The organism is Holdemania sp. Marseille-P2844 (assembly GCF_900120005.1).
Taxonomy (GTDB): domain Bacteria; phylum Bacillota_I; class Bacilli_A; order Erysipelotrichales; family Erysipelotrichaceae; genus Holdemania.
This window is the reverse complement of record NZ_LT635451.1, coordinates 483,685-500,999: the sequence shown is the minus strand read 5'-3', so window position 1 is coordinate 500,999 and position 17,315 is coordinate 483,685. Positions and strand designations below refer to the sequence as shown.

18 protein-coding genes are annotated in these 17,315 nt (G+C 45.4%); 2 read left to right on the top strand and 16 right to left on the bottom strand.

Annotation, left to right across the window (positions count from 1 at the left end; translation table 11 throughout):
- Window positions 1-104 precede the first annotated feature (104 nt).
- The 8 genes from BQ7364_RS09035 to BQ7364_RS09000 all read right to left on the bottom strand — a co-directional run bounded on the left by BQ7364_RS09035 (window position 105) and on the right by BQ7364_RS09000 (window position 8,119).
- Window positions 105-1,376 (bottom strand): alkaline phosphatase family protein, encoded by a 1,272-nt coding sequence (locus tag BQ7364_RS09035; protein ID WP_072684411.1) that lies wholly within the window; start codon window positions 1,374-1,376, stop codon window positions 105-107.
- Complete coding sequence (locus BQ7364_RS09030) at window positions 1,369-1,935, bottom strand: hypothetical protein (protein WP_006059253.1); 567 nt, start codon at window positions 1,933-1,935, stop codon at window positions 1,369-1,371. The genes BQ7364_RS09035 and BQ7364_RS09030 overlap by 8 nt, the downstream gene beginning before the upstream one ends.
- Window positions 1,936-2,006: 71 nt before the next feature.
- Window positions 2,007-3,344, bottom strand: a complete 1,338-nt coding sequence (locus BQ7364_RS09025) for an extracellular solute-binding protein (RefSeq protein ID WP_072684410.1) — start codon at window positions 3,342-3,344, stop codon at window positions 2,007-2,009.
- A 47-nt stretch (window positions 3,345-3,391) separates the two neighbouring features.
- Window positions 3,392-4,231 (bottom strand): carbohydrate ABC transporter permease, encoded by an 840-nt coding sequence (locus tag BQ7364_RS09020; RefSeq protein ID WP_072684409.1) that lies wholly within the window; start codon window positions 4,229-4,231, stop codon window positions 3,392-3,394.
- A gap of 15 nt (window positions 4,232-4,246) precedes the next feature.
- Complete coding sequence (locus BQ7364_RS09015; RefSeq protein WP_072684408.1) at window positions 4,247-5,167, bottom strand: carbohydrate ABC transporter permease; 921 nt, start codon at window positions 5,165-5,167, stop codon at window positions 4,247-4,249.
- Complete coding sequence (locus BQ7364_RS09010; protein ID WP_072684407.1) at window positions 5,160-6,212, bottom strand: ABC transporter ATP-binding protein; 1,053 nt, start codon at window positions 6,210-6,212, stop codon at window positions 5,160-5,162. The genes BQ7364_RS09015 and BQ7364_RS09010 overlap by 8 nt, the downstream gene beginning before the upstream one ends.
- Before the next feature lie 163 nt (window positions 6,213-6,375).
- The gene (locus BQ7364_RS09005; RefSeq protein ID WP_072684406.1) at window positions 6,376-7,305 is read right to left on the bottom strand and encodes a transketolase family protein; all 930 of its coding nucleotides are present in this window, start codon (window positions 7,303-7,305) and stop codon (window positions 6,376-6,378) included.
- Entirely contained in the window at window positions 7,298-8,119 is an 822-nt protein-coding gene (locus tag BQ7364_RS09000) for a transketolase (protein WP_072684405.1), read from the bottom strand. Before BQ7364_RS09000 ends, BQ7364_RS09005 begins: the two co-directional genes overlap by 8 nt.
- A 216-nt stretch (window positions 8,120-8,335) precedes the next feature.
- Here BQ7364_RS09000 and BQ7364_RS18600 point away from each other — a divergent pair, with 216 nt between their 5' ends.
- Entirely contained in the window at window positions 8,336-8,587 is a 252-nt protein-coding gene (locus BQ7364_RS18600; RefSeq protein WP_139248609.1) for an IS66 family transposase, read from the top strand.
- A gap of 540 nt (window positions 8,588-9,127) precedes the next feature.
- Here the strand turns inward: BQ7364_RS18600 and BQ7364_RS18160 are convergent.
- From BQ7364_RS18160 to BQ7364_RS18530, 3 genes are read right to left on the bottom strand one after another with little or no spacing between them, the layout of a single operon-like run.
- Complete coding sequence (locus tag BQ7364_RS18160; RefSeq protein ID WP_200798784.1) at window positions 9,128-9,775, bottom strand: PD-(D/E)XK nuclease domain-containing protein; 648 nt, start codon at window positions 9,773-9,775, stop codon at window positions 9,128-9,130.
- The gene (locus tag BQ7364_RS18155; protein ID WP_200798783.1) at window positions 9,750-10,433 is read right to left on the bottom strand and encodes an AAA family ATPase; all 684 of its coding nucleotides are present in this window, start codon (window positions 10,431-10,433) and stop codon (window positions 9,750-9,752) included. Before BQ7364_RS18155 ends, BQ7364_RS18160 begins: the two co-directional genes overlap by 26 nt.
- Window positions 10,405-10,758, bottom strand: coding sequence for an AAA family ATPase (locus BQ7364_RS18530; RefSeq protein ID WP_200798782.1), 354 nt, complete (start codon window positions 10,756-10,758; stop codon window positions 10,405-10,407). The genes BQ7364_RS18155 and BQ7364_RS18530 overlap by 29 nt, the downstream gene beginning before the upstream one ends.
- An 889-nt stretch (window positions 10,759-11,647) precedes the next feature.
- Between BQ7364_RS18530 and BQ7364_RS08980 the strand changes: the two genes are divergently transcribed.
- Window positions 11,648-12,718 (top strand): hypothetical protein, encoded by a 1,071-nt coding sequence (locus BQ7364_RS08980; protein WP_072684403.1) that lies wholly within the window; start codon window positions 11,648-11,650, stop codon window positions 12,716-12,718.
- 114 nt (window positions 12,719-12,832) lie between these two features.
- On the opposite strand, the gene BQ7364_RS08975 is transcribed toward BQ7364_RS08980, so the two are convergent.
- From BQ7364_RS08975 to BQ7364_RS18590, 5 genes are all read right to left on the bottom strand, one after another.
- Window positions 12,833-14,035: an IS110 family RNA-guided transposase gene (locus BQ7364_RS08975; protein ID WP_072684402.1), complete on the bottom strand. Its 1,203-nt coding sequence runs from the start codon at window positions 14,033-14,035 to the stop codon at window positions 12,833-12,835.
- Between the two features lie 1,053 nt (window positions 14,036-15,088).
- Entirely contained in the window at window positions 15,089-15,637 is a 549-nt protein-coding gene (locus BQ7364_RS18145; protein WP_200798781.1) for a hypothetical protein, read from the bottom strand.
- Between the two features lie 139 nt (window positions 15,638-15,776).
- Window positions 15,777-16,157 (bottom strand): SMU1112c/YaeR family gloxylase I-like metalloprotein, encoded by a 381-nt coding sequence (locus tag BQ7364_RS08965; protein WP_072684401.1) that lies wholly within the window; start codon window positions 16,155-16,157, stop codon window positions 15,777-15,779.
- A 299-nt stretch (window positions 16,158-16,456) separates the two neighbouring features.
- Window positions 16,457-16,951 (bottom strand): hypothetical protein, encoded by a 495-nt coding sequence (locus BQ7364_RS18595; protein WP_369802554.1) that lies wholly within the window; start codon window positions 16,949-16,951, stop codon window positions 16,457-16,459.
- Between the two features lie 21 nt (window positions 16,952-16,972).
- Complete coding sequence (locus tag BQ7364_RS18590; protein ID WP_369802553.1) at window positions 16,973-17,191, bottom strand: hypothetical protein; 219 nt, start codon at window positions 17,189-17,191, stop codon at window positions 16,973-16,975.
- Window positions 17,192-17,315: the final 124 nt, after the last annotated feature.

The following is a 17,315-nucleotide window of genomic DNA, read 5'->3' as shown; positions in this document are numbered from 1 at the left end:
GTGTTTCTTTCACTAGAAACAAGCTCTGTCCGCTCATTGCTTTTTTATATTCTATTCGTTACTCTCTGAGTTATTGACCCTGATCTTCGATGAAAGCTGAAAGGCTAACGCACAACATCGAGCGGATGACCGTCAATATCTTCCATGACAATACCATAAATCTTCATAATTGTCGGCGCTTCGTCCACAAGCTTCGCCCCTTGAATCTGGACGCCCATCTTAATATCCGGACCGCTTAGAATAAACGGCGGCTGATCGCCTTTCGTCGGCAGATGTCCATGCGTGGCAACTGAGAATTTATAGTCGGAATTATCAACGGACTCGATCAGATCGCCCGTCAGGTTCTTGCCAAAGGAAACGGAGGTCGCCGCTTCCACCACGAACTCGAAATCTCCCTTCATGTGCCACTGAGTCAGGGCTTCCTCAGCCGTCCAGACTTTTTCAATTTCCTGCGGATAGGTTTGTTGAATTTCTTTCAGAATTGCCGCCGCTTCATTCCGATCCATCGCCGGGCCTAAATGAATATGCGCAGAAAAAGCGCAGGATTGAGCGTACATCCGCCAGCCTGTAATCTTCCCCTGTTCATCGACGTCGATCAATCCCCGATCATAAAACAACTTGTTCAGATTGAACAAATGGGATACATTGATCTGACCATGATCGCCCAGGATGACGATGTTGGTCTTGTCCAATAAATTCTGACGGTTGAGCGCAGCGATCAACGTGCCGATCTTATCGTCCACAAACCTCAGCGCTTCATTGACTTTTTCACCTTTTACGCCGTTTTGATGCCGCTGATGATCGACATAGGAGAAATGGATAAACATCAGATCCGGCTGGAATGTTTCGATAATTTCCGCACCGCAATGTTCGGCATAGTTATCGAATTCCGGCGTCAGCATCCATTTTAAACGGCCTTTGTTGCGTTCAAAAATTTCTGCGACTGCCGGACTGTTAGCCTGAGTGCAGATGTCTGTCGGGTCGTCGTGAATCGTCGGCGCCCAGATTTCCGCAATGTTATAATCGGCGGCGTAACCGGCCATGACCGGCCAGGTCACCGTGGCAGTGCTCAGTCCTGCCGCTTTCGCGTAGTCCAGCATCGTCTTGACACGGATATCCTTGTACCACCAGTTCCACTGCGGCTTCGGCACATTGACCTGCAGCCGCTCATTATGAACGATGCCGTGCTTATCCGGATAACAGCCCGTCATGATCGAAACATGACACGGATAGGTCAGCGTCGGATAGATGCACTCGATATCGCGCACCTGCGCTGCGCCTTTTACAATGGGTCCTAAATTCGGCAGCGTTTCCAACAGCGGGATATCATCGCTGATCAACGCGTCAATCGAAATGACAAGTGTCTTTTTATTCATGATGTCCCTCCTGATTCTCTGCCATCAGCGCCCGCAGCTGTTGCTTCCAGGTGTTTTCCTCCACCTGCACCTCAGGGATTACCTGACTGGCTTCATCCAGGAAATGCAGATAGCCTCGTCCCATCGCACGGCCTTTTTCCGTGTGCATGTCATACACGAAGTCTGGCAGCTCAATCCCCTTCGGATCGCTTTCCAGCTTCCGCTTGATCAGGCTTTTCAGATTGCAGGAATCACGGTTTTTATCGCACAGACAAAGATAACGAACCGCATGCACCGTGAACATCCAGCGATCGGATTCACCATAGTCGAAATCCTTGCGGAAATGATCGAGACTGTCGATCACCGGCGCCGCCTGCGGCTGACCCATGCCGATATCCTCTACGCAGATCGCTTTTAAGCGTTTCCAGACAAAGTCTTCCAACGCTTCGCTGCTCATGCAGCATTCCATCGCTACCGTCGCGGCCTGTTCCGTTTCTGCGCGGCGGATCAGCTTCTGCAGGGCGGAGATCAATTCCTCGGCCTGATATCCGTGTTTTGTTTTCAAACCTTTTAAATCCATGGCGTTGCGCCTCCTTTCATAAAAAGAAAGGGAAGCGAAGTCAAACCAGCACTCCCCTTCCCTGTCATTGGTTATTTCAGGCTGTTCAGGCAAGCTTCGATGGCCGCTGCCGGATCTTTGAAATTGACCAGGACTTCATCCATCATCGTCTTCACCGCTTCATAAACTGCGCTGGATGTGTAGTCGTCCGTCGAGAACGCCGGCAGGAAGAAGTAAGCGTCGGACTGAGCCGGACCGGAGATCTTCGTGTCGTTGGTGCCCGCTTCCACGAATGCTTTGTATTCTGCATCGTCAACCACACTCTGGCGGATCGGCAGATAGCCCGTATTCAGCGTCATCGGCAGGTTGGATTCCTTGCTTGACATGAATTTGATGAATTCATAAGCCGCATAGCTCTGTTCCGCATTGCCGGATTGGTTCAGCGCCGCTAAAACGTAACCGTTGGAAATGACCTGCTTGTTGGCAGCGTCAGCCTGCGGAATTGCTGCGGAAGCCCAGACAACCTGTTCCGGATCCGCGATCTTGCTGGAAATGTACTGGCTTTCCACGGTTCTGCCGATATACATCGGAACGATTCCGTTGGCAAACGGACCGGAGAAGAACATGTCTTCGCCCGCTAACCGGAAATTGCCGTTCTGGATATTTTCCTGCATGTAGGTCAGCGCCTTGATGGCTGCCTCGCTGTTGAATAACAGTTCGCCCTTGACGTTGGTGTAATCGCCGCCGAACTGTTTGGTCAGCGTGATGAACATATCCGCCGGATAGTCGGTGCCAAATGCCGGCTTGCCTGTGATCGCCTGGATCTTCGCAGAAGTTTCAGCCAGCTCCTCCCAGGTTGTCGGCACGGTTAATCCGTTGGTTTCAAAGAATTTCTGATTGTAGTACAGCACTTCCGTATACATCGTAAACGGCAGCGAATACGTTCCTTCGACGGAATAATTGGCGCCGAATGTTCTGAACGATTCATAGATATCGTCGTAGTCCGTCATGCCGACCGCCGCATCGTTGATATACGGCGTCAGATCGACCACCGCTTCGGAGGCCAGCAGATCTTCCACATAGGTCTGCTGAGACAGAACCACCGCCGGAGCGTTCTTTGCCTTGACCGCGCCGACAACCTTGTTGTTGACTTCCGCGCTGGAGCCCTGGTTGATCGCGGTGACGGTGATGCCTTTTTCCTTACCGATCGTGCTGTTGAATTCCTCAACCCGCTGGTTGACGATTTCCTCTTGGATGTTGGTGCAGTTATGCCAGAATTCAATGCTGATCGGGCTGGTGATCTCTGTGACTAAAGCGGCCTTGTCCGAGCCGCCGTTCTCCGGTTCCGTCGTCTTGCTGCCGTTGGACGAGCAAGCGCCTAAGCCGAGAACCATCATCAGAGAAAGAATGCAAATTAAGCCTTTTTTCATGTTTTCTTTCCTCTCTTTATTTTATATATCAAAGGGCCTGCCCAAGGCTACCCTTTAATACCACCGCGGGCGACGCCGTTGATGATCTGCTTTCTGAAGATCAGATAGAAGACGACCATCGGCAGAATGACGACACAGGCGCCGGCCATCTGCAGATTCACGAAGGATGAAGCGTCGTTGTTGAAGTACATCAAGCCGGTCGTCAGCACCCGCTTATCCGGGCTGTTGGTGACCATCAACGGCCACAGGAAGGAATTCCAGGTCGTGATGAAGTGCAGGATCGAGATCGTTGCGATCGCATTCTTGCTCATGGGGACCATGACCTTCCACAGATAACGCCAGTCGCTGCAGCCGTCGATCTTCGCGGCTTTATATAAGATTGGCGGTACCTGTATGAAATATTCGCGCAGCATATAGATGTAAAATCCGCTGGCCAGGGTTGGAATAATAATGCCCTGATAGGTATCCAGCCAGCCCAGATGGGAGACGGTGACATAGTTCTGGATGATCAAGAGTTCCGTCGGCACCATCATCGTCGACAGAAACAGCCAGAACCAGAATTTCTTCCCCTTGAATTCCAGAACGGAAAAGGCGAAGGACGCCAGCACCGTGACCACAACCGCCAGCAGCGTGGAAATTGTCGCGATGATGCAGGTGTTGATGAAATACTGCCCGAAAGGAGCGGTATCAAAAACCGTTTTAAAGTTTACCGCCATCCATTCCTTCGGGAACCAGATTGGCGGAATCCGGATCGATTCGTCCAGGGTTTTGAACGCCGTCAGAATCATCCAGAGAAATGGGAACAGCATCGTCAGCGCGCCGGCGATCAGGAAGGCATATTTAAGCAATGTGCCCAGCTGACCGGGTAGCTTGTTTTTCTTTTTCATCACGCTCTCCCCTTCCTAGTTATAATGGATGAACCGCTTGGACACTTGGTTCTGGATCATCGTCACAACCGTAATGATGATGAACAGAATGATCGCGGCCGCCGAGGCATAATGAACCTGATTGCGGTTATAGAACATATCATAAATGTAATAAACGACGGTGATCGCGCTGTTGGCCGGACCCGCCTGACCGGAAAACAGCGAAAAGATTTCATTATACAGCTTAAAGGCGTAGATCACTGATACCATGATGACCATCCAGAGCGTCGGCGATAACAGCGGCAGCGTGACGTGAAAGAACGTCCGCAGCTTGCTCGCTCCGTCGATCCGGGCCGCTTGATAATATTGTTCGTCAATTTTCTGCAGACCTGCCAGAAACAGCACGATCTTAAATGCCAGGCCGCTCCAGATATAGAAGATCGTAACCGCCCAGATCGCCAGCTTCGGATCCGACAGCCACTTCATTGCCGGAATCCCGAACAGGCTCAGAAAATAATTGATATAACCGTATTCCGAGTGGAACAACCAGCGGAACACAATGCCGATCGCGATGATCGAGGTGACATATGGAAGAAAATACACCGTTTGGAAAACGCCTTTGAATTTGACTTTGGAGTTGATCAGGACGGCGATCACCAGCGCGATGATCAGCGAAATCGGCAAGCCGACCCCAAAGATGATCAGCGTATTCTTGAGCGCCAGCTGGAAGGATGGATCGCCCAGAACATGTTCGAACGCCTTCAGACCAAACCCCTTGCCGACTTCCGTCAGGTAGTTGTACTTTGTATAAAAACCCATCCGGAACACTTTCACCAGCGGATAGAGAACGAAAACCAGCATGACTAAAATCGCCGGAGCGAGATAGAGATAGGCTTTATAGCTCTCGTAGAATTTCTTCCACGCGGAGCGCTTTTTTACCGCAGGAGCCTTACTCATACTTAAATTCCTTATTCAGCCGCCGGCCGGATTCTTTGTCAAACAGATAGATACGCTTACCCTTAATAGCCAGAGAGATCGGCGCGCCGGCTTTGACTAAATGCACGCTGTCGATCAAAGCATGGACCGGAGTGGCATTGAGCGTGAAGGTGATCAGCTGGTCGCGGCCGCGGATTTCCACGGATTCTACCAGGACCGTCAGTTCCTCTCCCAGCGTAAATGATTCCGGACGGATGCCGGCCAGCACCGTTCCGCTGATGTCTTCCTGTACCGGATACTGCGCTTCGTTCAAGCGTATCCTTCCCTGTTCAGCCAGAACCTCCACGAAATTCATCGGCGGATTGCCTAAGAAGCCGGCGACAAACTGATTAGCTGGTTCCAGATACATCCGCTGCGGGAAGCATTGCTGCTGGATAACACCTTTTTTCATCAGCACGATTTCATCGGTGATGCTCATCGCTTCTTCCTGATCATGGGTCACGAAAATCGTCGTGACGCCGGTTTCTTTCTGAATGCGGCGGATTTCTTCGCGCATTTCCAAACGCAGACGGGCATCCAGATTGGACAGCGGTTCATCCAGCAACAGAACCTTCGGCTGCTTGACCAATGCCCGGGCGATCGCCACCCGCTGCTGCTGACCGCCGGAAAGCTGCGACGGTTTACGTTTCAGCAGATCGTCGACCTTGACCAGTTTGGCCATTTCCATACACCGCGCCAGCGCTTCCTCTTTTTTCACTTTTGCGTTGACTAACGGAAACATGATATTCTGCTGCACGGTCATATGCGGATACAAAGCGTAATTCTGGAATACCAAGCCGATACCGCGCTCCTCCGCCGGCACTTCGGTCACATCTTCCCCGTCGAACAAGATCTTGCCTGAAGTGGGCTGTTCCAAACCGGAAATCATATACAGCGTCGTTGATTTGCCGCAGCCGGACGGACCTAACAATCCTGTCAGCGCACCGTCTTTTATCGTCAGATTGACGTGATCGACCGCCACGGTCTGACCAAACTCCTTAACCAGATCCACTAATTGGACTTGCATGTTTCCCCTCCTGAAATATTTTAATTGAATTGTTTACATCATGAACATTATAAAGCATTTCACAGCCTTCGTAAATAAATCTGAAATGCTTTCTTTGTTAAAATTGTGATAAATACGTAAAAAAAATCCTGGCTCGCATAAGAAGCAAACCAGGATAAGTGTGTTACTTTAAATTGTTGAGGACTGCTTCCACAATCGCATCGCTGTCCATCTTGTATTTGTGCAAAAGTTCCGCCGGCTTGCCGCTTTCGCCATACACGTCGCGCTGCCCGACACGGACAAGCTTGCGCGGACATTGCTCGCTCAGCACTTCCGCCACCGCGCTGCCTAACCCGCCGATGATGCTGTGTTCCTCACAGGTGACAATCAGCTTGGCATCTTGAGCAAATTTCACGATCGTTTCCGCATCGATCGGCTTGATCGTATGGATATTGATCAATGTCGGCGTAATTCCTTTTTCATTCAGACTGTCGCAGGCTTTCATCGCTTCCTGAACTTCCAGACCGGTAGCCAGAATGACGACGTCCTTGCCTTCTTTTAAGACATCTGCCTTCCCGATTTCGAAGTGGTAGTTCTCGTCATGGATAACTTCTACGGCGCTGCGGCCTAACCGGACAAAGCATGGCCCGTTGATTGCCGCAACGGCTTTCACCGCGGCTTCCGCTTCCACCGCATCGCAAGGACAGATTACTTTCATCCCCGGAATTCCACGCATCAGCGCGATATCTTCAAAGGTCTGATGGGATGCACCGTCTTCGCCGACTGAAATTCCGGCGTGCGAAGCGCAGATCTTCACGTTTAACTGCGGGTAACCGATGCTGTTGCGGATCTGTTCATACGCACGGCCGACCGCAAACATCGCAAAGCTGCTGGCAAACACCGTGTTGCCGCAGGAAGCTAATCCCGCAGCTACAGCCATCATGTTGCCTTCTGCGATGCCCATGTTGCAATGGCGATCCGGCGCAACTTTCTTCGCCATGCCCGATTTTGTGGAACCGCTGAGATCCGCGTCCAGCACAACTATATTCTCATTTTCACTGACCAGTTCAGCCAGCGCTTTTCCATAAGCTTCCCGGGTTGCAATCTTAGCCATTGATCTGTGCCTCCAATTCCTGAATCGCAGCTTCCGCCTCTTCCGGCTTCGGCGCTACGCCATGCCAGTTCGCTTTGTTTTCCATGAAGGAAACGCCCTTGCCCTTCACCGTGTGTGCCAGAATCAACGTCGGTTGGCCCTTGCATTCTCTGGCCGCCGCATAGGCGTTTTCAAGCTGATCGTAATCGTGTCCGTCAACCTCGATCACATTCCAGCCAAATGCTCTGAATTTTGTATCAAAAGGAGTTGGATTCATAACGTCGGTAATCTTACCGTCAATCTGCAGTCCGTTAAAGTCCAAAATCGCGACGAGGTTGTCCAGTTTGTAATGGGCGGCCGCCATCGCCGCTTCCCAGATCTGACCTTCTTCGCTTTCTCCATCCCCAACTAACGCATAAACGCGGAAGTCCTGATGATGGATTTTATACGACAGCGCCATGCCTACCGCGCAGGATAAGCCCTGGCCTAACGAACCGGTCGACATGTCAACGCCTTTGATGCTCATGTTCGGATGTCCCTGAATGTGGGAATTGATTTTCCGGAACGTCATTAAATCTTCCTGTGAAATAAACCCTTTTTCTTTTAATACGGAATAGAGCACCGGCGAAGCATGTCCTTTGGACAGTACAAATTTGTCACGGCAGACATCGTCGACATTTTCTTCTGTGATGTTCATTTCATTAAAGTACAGGGAAACTAAAATTTCCACTGCCGACAACGATCCGCCTGGATGGCCTGACTGTGCTGCACAGGTCATGCGGATAATATTTTTGCGCACTTCGGCAGCAATCTTTTTCATTTCAGTTTGATTCATTTCCTTCACTCCTTTTAGCCTTCCCTATTCTATCATCATTGGTCCGGAATGTAAAAAAGAAAACAGGTAAATTTCACAAAATAAAAAAATCACAGAAAATCGTAGATCAACGACGATAAGGAAGCACTTTAAAAATAATTTAACGGCTGACAAACAGAGAACAAAACAGAACCTTCATATAGAGAACTTAATTCAATGAAATTCTCGAAATAATCGATAAATTACTTAATTTTTGACGAAACAACACCTACAAGCCTGGAGGATAAGGCGCAGGGAGAACGACAGAAAAGCTACACGCGAGTTAACATTAGCAGAAAATGGGAAGCAAAGCCTTTCTCTATATACTTCTACAACAAAAGATGTGCGGAAACCATGGCAAATGAAATTCTAATGGAGTATGCCGGGAGCCTTCATTGTGACAGCTATCCTGTTTATTCACGCATTGAGAAAGCAACGATACTGGATTGATTAGAGCATTACCGTCGTTACTTTGTCGAAACGCTGGAAGTCAGACCACTGCATAAACGAGCGAAGAAGCTGAAAGGCGAAGCAGTAAAAGCCGTTTGTGATGGTACGCAAAGCCTGGCTATTCAGAAAAACGAAGAGCGGAGCGAGAATAATCTCGATTTATCCCAGCTTATTGGAGAACGCAAAATTAAACCATCTGGATATTCATCTTTATCGGGTACATGTTAACTCAGATCCAGGAACAGCCGGATTTCATTCGGATCCGTTCATCGTTTGAATCCATATGGCTAATTCTTAGAGTACCACAGGAATTCATTTTTTTCGTTGGGTTGTATTGAACGCTTACGGATATTTCACTTCCAAGAATTTGATTTTTCGCTTCAGCATATAACTCCTAGTCCAACCGATAAGCAATTCCCATCTTCATCACCTGTGTTACGCCCTCGTCCAGTGTCAAAAATGCATAATTCTTCTTATTAATCTGATGGAGTGCCGTTTCAGAAAGCACAGTCAATTTTTCGGTAACATTTTCTGGGGCAACTAACCACGCAGTATCTTCAGTTCGAATAAAATACCTGGCATTTTTTTATTTAGCGGCTTCATCTGAATGTCGTACCGACCGTCACCGGCTTCGCGGTTAAAGATGGTGATCTTATAGCGGTTGTTCATGATTGCGTACAACCCTAGCATCAGACCGTGATAAAAGCTTTCAGAAGAAACATCATAAATGCTGCTCGTCTGCCGCAGAAAATCCTGCAAGTGCTTCTGCAAACTCGGTACATCCTGCTCCATAATCGCCTGCTGGATGGCAATCGCAGTCGGCGGAGAAATGACATCAGCAAAACAGGAAAGAATCTCTTTTTCATACACATAGAAAATTTCCTTATTGGGAATCGCTATAACACAGATACAGTTCTCGTCATGCAGTGCCTGTCGATCAACAATTTTTAAGTAACCTGCCATCAACAGGAAACTATATAACGTATAAGGGTTTCTCTTGATTTCAGGGTAAATGACTGCTGTATCCACATAAGTAGACACCAAGTTTCCTTGCATCAGCAGCTGGAGGTTCTCTTGAATCTCCGGTGTAGTGCTTTTGATAATTTCTCCGATAATCTTGATACTTCCAGTAGATTGCCGAAATGCCTGTGGAGAGCAATTTTCATTGATATAGTTCGCACACTTCACTTAGCTTTTTCTCTAAACCATAATATTGAAGCATTGCAGAAACTTCATCCCGCGTGAATCCAAAATACCTGCTGTAACGGGCATCCAGAACAGAATTGACACTTAAATTGTTCAGGCCGCTGAAAATGCTCTCTTTCGCAACCCGAAGAATGCCGGTCAGAAATCCATAAGAAAGATCGCGATTATCTTTGAATGCACCAGAAAACAGATTACGCATAAAGGAAACCACCCGATCATAGTAGCCTTGCATAAATCCGTTCTGAATTGGTGTGTCGTATTCATCAACGATGATGATAGGTGCTACCCCGTAATGCTCGTCCAACATCTGCGAAAGCTTACTGAGCGAGAATGCCAAGTCCACTTCATTGGGTGAACCAGAAACAATTTTCTCAAAGTCCTGTTTTTTATACTTATTCATGGCAGAGCCATACAATATTTCAGAATGGCGCAAATACTCATTTCGCATCAGTTGATCAATTGAATCGAGCGCTAATTCCCACGTTTCATATTTTACATCCTTGAAGGTAAGAAATATTACCGAATATTTCCCCTGATGTTTGCGATAATCTTTACCTAAAGCCCAGATTTTTTTATCACGGAAATACACAGAAGTATCTTCGGCAGTCTTTTCAAAAAAAAACGCGAAGCATATCCACATTTAATGTTTTGCCAAAACGGCGAGGATGAGTAAACAATGTAACCTTTACGCAAGTATCGAGGAAATCTTTAATCAACAGAGTCTTATCTATATAACAAAAATCCTTTACTGCTTCTTTAAAATCTGAAACTCCTATTGGTAATGGACGCAGCTTTACTGTCTGCTCCTGCATAGCCGCCTCGCTCGTCCGACCATCTTCCGACTTTACAGCATTAACTGGAAGCAGCCAAGATTTTCCAACTTTGTAGCACCAGCAATTCTCTCGTTTCGACATAGCAGCGTAATACGACGTTCCGAAATGCCCCAAGTTAATTATCCATGTCATGGGATAATTGCTCATATCCGAAGAAATATCGGAAACAGGGTAAGCGTCAAATACAACCCAACTATAAAAAAAAGCAACTCTGCGATAATCAAGGTAGAGAAAGAGGCAGGAGACGATGAAGACGCGAACCGCGGAAGAATGGCAACAGATCATGGAAAACTATCGAGCCAACGGCAGAAACGCCCCTACAGGTAAAAATATAATCATATTCTCAATCTCATAGGCCCTGCTCTGCTAAAGGGGGTCAGATTCATGGTCGTCCTGCTTCTCGGTTTTCGCGACAGCAGTGTGACCTGAAGCAAAACCGTTCCGTAAAATGCCAGGAACATGTTTTTGAAGAGCAGAGAACGAAACTCTTTCTGTTTCCCATCATCTCTGTACCGATAGTGGTTTCATATCATTAATGCCAGAGCAGCACAAAGTGCAGCAGCCAGACCATATTTCAGATAGGAAAATGTATCATAGATGTCATGTAAAATAAACGCACCATTCAGTGTCCTCATAAGTTTGTCTTCCTTATAGATAGCGCCGAACCAGGAGTCGACAAACCAATACCAATCTACAGTTTCGCCTCTTCCAAATATCTTCTCACACAATAACTTCAGAATGTGCCCCATCGTGAATCATCTTTCTAAAGGAAACGCCAAAATACTTACATACCTTAAACCTTCACATTATATATGAAAATATAACTGGTGTTTCAATTTCTATCAATAAATAACAAGTAAAATAATTAGCGTAAATTGAAAAAGTAAATTCCACAACAAAACAAAAATATGGAAATTACTCTTACAGACAATTCAATAAGTAATATAGTAGAAATTACTCTTACAATTATATATCATAATTAGTGCTCTTACTGTGATGCTTTCACAGAGGAGGACTTTCTATGAATATCAAAGGTTCTAAACATTTAGACTTACAGTACCGTAATTTTATTGAGCAGGGACTGAATAACAATTCTTCCAAATCTGCTATTGCTGCTGTTATCGAGATGGATAAATCTTCCATTTGCAAAGAAATCAAAAAACATGCCTATGAAGTCAAATTCTCCCGTCAAGGTGTTTCTGCCTATGGTACCTATGATTGCCAAAATATCGCTTCCTGCGGCTTTAATTCATTCTGCCGCAACGCGTGTCCTAATCGTATTCCTATCCCTTGCAAGATCCGCGACAAAACCAGAGGGGTATGCAATGGTTGTGATAAGAAAAGCACTTGCAAGCTCACAAAGCGATTTTATTCAGCCCAAAGAGCCCAAACGGAATATAAATATAGGCTTTCCGATTCTCGTGAGGGTGTCAATCTTACTTACTCAGAACTGAACGCAATCGCTGCTATTATTGTAGAGCCGATCAAAAATGGCCAATCTGTCTATGCAGTCCTTCAGGCGCATCCTGAGATCCATCACTGTGAGAAAACCATCTATAACTGGATCGAAACAGGTGTCTTTCAGCCATTTGGCCTCACCAACCTAGATCTTCGATCCAGAGTCACAAGAAAGCTAAAGAAAAAGGATCAGGTCAAATATAAAAAACGCGAAGACAGGGCATATCTTAAAGGTAGGACTTATGACTGCTTTGAAACCTATATGAGAGAGCACCCTTTCTTATCTGTCGTTAAAATGGATACCGTCTACAATGATGGAACTAACGGTCCTTTCATACAGACTTTCATGCTTGTTTCCTTCGGCATCATGATCGGTGTTCTTCATTCTGCCAAAAATGCAAAAACAATGGCAGTTGGAGTACGTTATGTAAAAACACTACTGGGTGATGATCTTTTCCATTCCATTTTTCAGGTCTTATTGACCGATCGAGGAAGTGAATTTTCTGATGCCTTTGCATTTGAGGAACTGGCAGGGCATGTTTTCTATTGTGATCCTATGGCCTCATGGCAGAAGCCTCACGTAGAGAACAACCATCGCCTATTGCGTTATATTTGTCCAAAAGAAATTAGATAATAAAAAACAAGAGTTTTTTGCGTGAATTTGAAAAATCTCAAAATCTCAAAAAACATCAATACAAAAAGATTGAATCTCTTCAACTTTTTGTAATTTGAGATATAATATAGGTGGTTAGCTGGTGAACACAGTACCCGTCTTGCACATCCCATGGATTGTGCGAATTAGCTTGGTGATACAAGCTACCTTGGCAGCTTTCGACTTTAGTGGGGTTGATTGTTGCCTTTTCTTTTGATAGAAAGCGTTAATGGGATTCTCTTTCCTTGATCGTATACTACAGGTTACCGCTAAATATAAAATACATCTTAATCGTTTATTCCCTTTTTTGGAAATCGATAAATGATAGCCTTCTATGTCCCCTGATTCTGCTCTGTTGGGATCATTCCCCACATAGGCTACCATAGCGCCTCTGGTTTTGAATTTGCTTATATCGCCAAACTCTGCGATGATTCTTGATGCCAGATTGGGACCGATACCATCAATACTTAAAATAATAGAGTAATAGGGCGTTGCTTTCGCAAGCTCTATAATTTTATCGAGCTTCGCCTCTGCCTCTTCCATCGTATCCTGGAGATGATGAATGTCATCGACCAACACCGCAACCCAAGCATCCTCTTTATCACAGCCCGGATACGTTTTGTTCGCAAACTCAATCGCCTTCTCTGCAGTTTTCAAACAAACTTCAAAACTATGATCGGTTTGCTTATTCAGTTTTTTTGCCACTTTCTCTGGCTGCTTGTTCTTCAACCTATCGGGATGGGGATACATTTCCAGTAACTGCAGCGAGATTTGACTGTATCCGTCTTGAAAGAGCTTCATATAGCCTGGAAACACGATACTCAGGTGACTTTGAAAGGTGACTTTATACTTTCTTAAATGGACAAGACAGTCTTCATATACACGATTGGCAGTACGCAATTCATGATAGAGATCCGCTTCTTTTTCATTCTCTCGGAGCTCTTTAATATAATAGACTTCCGCTATGGATTCGGGATCTTTTTTATCTGTTTTCTTATTATGTATTTCTGTTTTCCTTTGTTTCGCTGACTGTAACGGCGAGATGGAGTATTGTTTGATTTCGTTCTTTTCTAAAAATCTTTCTAATGGCTTCGTATACACGCCGGTTGCTTCATAGACCGCTGCCACTTCTTCGTTTGTTTTCTTCTCCAGTTCTTCTATTTTTGATTTTAAGCAGTTAAAGCCTTCTACGGTGTGAGAAATCCGATGCACCTTTCCCATTTTAGTGCCTCTTTGTGTAAAACATTGGAAGTGACTGTTTCCGTTGGATACATCAATACTAACGATAGGCCCTTTCATGGACAAAACCTCCTTTCACAAATAAGAGAGAGAATACTTCCATATTCAATTCAACTTTGTTTCGTAAGAAATCCAGACGATTCCGCTCTTGTGGCGGATGTCTTTTTAGATTTAAACAAGCTTATGAATTTGAATAGGAAGAATGGCATTTTCTTTTACGAACTAAATTGTTCCAAAAAGCGCTAAGCCATTTCTTCTCTATGAGCTTCTTAACTTAGGTTGGCCTACAAAAGAAAAGAAGCTAAGAATATTATATCCTAACTTCTGATACTCTCGATGAGATACTAAGATTAACTGAACATCACCTGTATGATTTCTTCTCAATCTCAATATTTTATACTCATCTAATTCTATATCGAGTAGGATACTTTATTCCTACTTCTATAATACGAAAAAGATCTGAATCAGCTTGGTCTTCACTCTCAGGCTGATCTAGATCTCATTTTTTTCCATATCAATTCGTATCCACGTAAAGAACGATATGGGAAGTCGCCGATTGAAGAATTCACTTTCTATCATCCTGAATCAGAAGCTATCTTATCAGCACTTCACATTCAATGCGTTGATAAAGATAAGATCATACTTAATCCGGCTTTAATCAAAAAATAATTTAATATACCACAGTAAGAGCAGCTCATCTATAAATAGAAAATCGAGTAGAGAATTTAGTCTTACAGTTTAAAAAAAGTCTGAATTAACTACTCTTTTTGTGTTTGTAGAATTAACTCTTACAATAGCAATAGTAGTATATCATATTGTATGAAAACTATGAATATGAAAATAAAAAAGTTCTTATATCCTCTCCTACTATCGGATATAATGAACTTTTGTAAGACTTAAATCAACCGTTTGTTTTCTCTTCATTGTTGTGGAATTTACTTTTTCAATTTACGTATAAATAGCTTGCCCCAAACACACCCAGCTTCTTCGGACCAGTCGCATTCTCTCCCAGCTCCACGGCTCTTCGATACGCCAGTTCCACTGTTGCTCTGGTGATGCTTTTCTCTTTTCTGTCCACAAGTATCTCTCCGCCTTTTACCACATAAGAAAATTTCAGCCCTTGCTCGTCTTAAACGGATAGCCCTGAAAAGCAATAACCGCATTCCATAGGTTTTCGCAAGCTACTGCTGCCGGAATCCCCGGTGCTTTTCTTAGTTGCTCACACGCTTTCTTCCGCTCCCGATACAATTTCATCCTGTCAGCGCCAACGCTGCTCTCTTTCATTTTGTAAATGATTTTTGTATATGGCAGATAGGAATGTACGGATGCCCGGGACAGCTCCAGTGTGGACATGATTTCCTCAACTGTATTTCCTGCCTTCCACAATCTTAAGACTTCATCCGCTGCGGCAGATTGATATATTTTTTGCCCCTGTGTCTCTCCAGCAGTAATCAACAGCTTTCTCACCTTCAGCGGATTTAAACCACAGTCCAGTTCATCTGCTATCGCCTGAAGGGATGGATGATTTCCGTGCTCATCTAACCTATCATATACATTTACCACAGCTTCCAGAAGTTCCCCCGTCACCGAAGCAGGATTATAATCCGGTTTTTTCTTTGGTTTCCCGGCATGCCACCTTCTTTTACTCTTGTGTTTTTTCACACTATCTCTTCCTTATACTTTATTATAATAAATCGTCACTATCTATATAGTTTGCTCCAAAGAAAGACCGATTTCACACCTCTCTGTTAGTCTCTCATTTCACCGTGCGTTCATCGGTTTTTCTCATTTTTTCTATTTCTCACTCATGCAGCTCCAGCGGCAACCCATCCGGGTCTCTGAAAAAAGTCATGTGTTTTCCGGTAAACTCATCCGTCCGGATTGGCTCACACGCTATATCCAATTTTACCAGTTCCTTCACTGTATCTTCCACCGAGTCTACTTTAAACGCCAGATGCCGCAGCCCGCAGGCTTCCGGATGGGATACTCTTTTCGGTGGATTGGACACACCGAAGATTTCTAACTCTATATTTCCGCACTGCAAATCCAGCTTCCAGTCATTTCTTTCCGGGCGGTAGTTCTCACGGATGATGGAAAAGCCCAGCTTATTGACATAGAAATCTTTGGAAATCTGATAATCCGATACGATGATTGCTATATGGTGAATTGTGTTTAGATTCATAATCAGGTTCCTTTCTAATGGCGCTTACTTAATATCCTCTCTGGTTATTCAGTCTGACACCATTATATATTAACACATCCTGAACTCGCATAGGTTCATGGTCGGTATATACCATATCTCCGATTTGAAGCCCGTCTATTCTTTTTTTCTGATCCGTTCGCCATCAACACCATCGTTTCTCCTGTAACATAAATCATGACTATCACCTCCTGTGTTTACCCGACATCATTTGTCATTATTATTTGACCTCCATCTGACGATCGTCTGCGCACATTGATTACAGTGACATCTGGAAATTCTTATAAGTCTGAATATAATTCTTCCTTATACACGCCATCTGCAATCAGCTTCTTAAAGCTCTCTACCACAGCCGCCTTGTCCTCCTTGTAGGTAACGCCGAACCAGGAGTCCCTCTCCAGCGCCTTCACCGTACACTTTCCTTCCCTCAACAATCCACCGATATGTACCGGTAATAAATACTCAGCTTTCAGTGGATTGGATGGAACGGTATCTTTTAAGAATTCCACAAATCCCTGCTCTAGAACCGTCAAATACGCCGGAGCGCAGCCTTCCTTCGCCGGAAAGCCCCAGAAATTCATCGAAACATAAGAATTGGGTGCAATCTCCGCTCCATCTGCTTCCGCACCAATTTTCCCATGCTCATCAACCGTTTTCACAATATTGCTGGTCTCAATCACATCGGTAATATGCGTGTGTCCCTCCGCGACCTTACACACACCTCTGGTCACGCCGCCATTGTCCGATAAGGTATTCTTCAGAATAAATCCTGCCATCGCAATCGCATTGTCCTCATGCTACAAAACCAGCCAGTCGTGAAGCTGACGGAATGCCTCTTTGCCGTAGTAATCATCTGCATTGATCACCGCAACCGGCTCATGAATCAACGCTTTGGCCGCCAGTACAGCCTGACCGGTTCCCCAAGGCTTTGTACGGCCTGCCGGCACTTTCACACCACCTGTGAGATCTTCACCCGGAACGTTATGCAGTTCCTGGAATGTATAAGCGACTTCCACACCAAGTCTCTCACACAATCCCTCCACGCGATTTCCGATTCGCTCCTTAAAATCCGCCTCAATATCCTTCCGGATAATGAAAATGATCTTGTTAAATCCGGCTTCGATGGCATCATGGAAGAAT

Bases quoted from the DNA above. Each gene is read 5' to 3' on its own strand.
- BQ7364_RS09010 (WP_072684407.1), bottom strand. From the start codon at position 6,212: ATGCAAGTCCAATTAGTGGATCTGGTTAAGGAGTTTGGTCAGACCGTG.
- BQ7364_RS08965 (WP_072684401.1), bottom strand. From the start codon at position 16,157: ATGAATCTAAACACAATTCACCATATAGCAATCATCGTATCGGATTAT.
- BQ7364_RS09035 (WP_072684411.1), bottom strand. From the start codon at position 1,376: ATGAATAAAAAGACACTTGTCATTTCGATTGACGCGTTGATCAGCGAT.
- BQ7364_RS09025 (WP_072684410.1), bottom strand. From the start codon at position 3,344: ATGAAAAAAGGCTTAATTTGCATTCTTTCTCTGATGATGGTTCTCGGC.
- BQ7364_RS09020 (WP_072684409.1), bottom strand. From the start codon at position 4,231: ATGAAAAAGAAAAACAAGCTACCCGGTCAGCTGGGCACATTGCTTAAA.
- BQ7364_RS18530 (WP_200798782.1), bottom strand. From the start codon at position 10,758: ATGACATGGATAATTAACTTGGGGCATTTCGGAACGTCGTATTACGCT.
- BQ7364_RS09005 (WP_072684406.1), bottom strand. From the start codon at position 7,305: ATGGCTAAGATTGCAACCCGGGAAGCTTATGGAAAAGCGCTGGCTGAA.
- BQ7364_RS09030 (WP_006059253.1), bottom strand. From the start codon at position 1,935: ATGGATTTAAAAGGTTTGAAAACAAAACACGGATATCAGGCCGAGGAA.
- BQ7364_RS08975 (WP_072684402.1), bottom strand. From the start codon at position 14,035: ATGAAAGGGCCTATCGTTAGTATTGATGTATCCAACGGAAACAGTCAC.
- BQ7364_RS18595 (WP_369802554.1), bottom strand. From the start codon at position 16,951: ATGGCAGGATTTATTCTGAAGAATACCTTATCGGACAATGGCGGCGTG.
- BQ7364_RS08980 (WP_072684403.1), top strand. From the start codon at position 11,648: ATGAATATCAAAGGTTCTAAACATTTAGACTTACAGTACCGTAATTTT.
- BQ7364_RS09015 (WP_072684408.1), bottom strand. From the start codon at position 5,167: ATGAGTAAGGCTCCTGCGGTAAAAAAGCGCTCCGCGTGGAAGAAATTC.
- BQ7364_RS09000 (WP_072684405.1), bottom strand. From the start codon at position 8,119: ATGAATCAAACTGAAATGAAAAAGATTGCTGCCGAAGTGCGCAAAAAT.
- BQ7364_RS18155 (WP_200798783.1), bottom strand. From the start codon at position 10,433: ATGTGGATATGCTTCGCGTTTTTTTTTGAAAAGACTGCCGAAGATACT.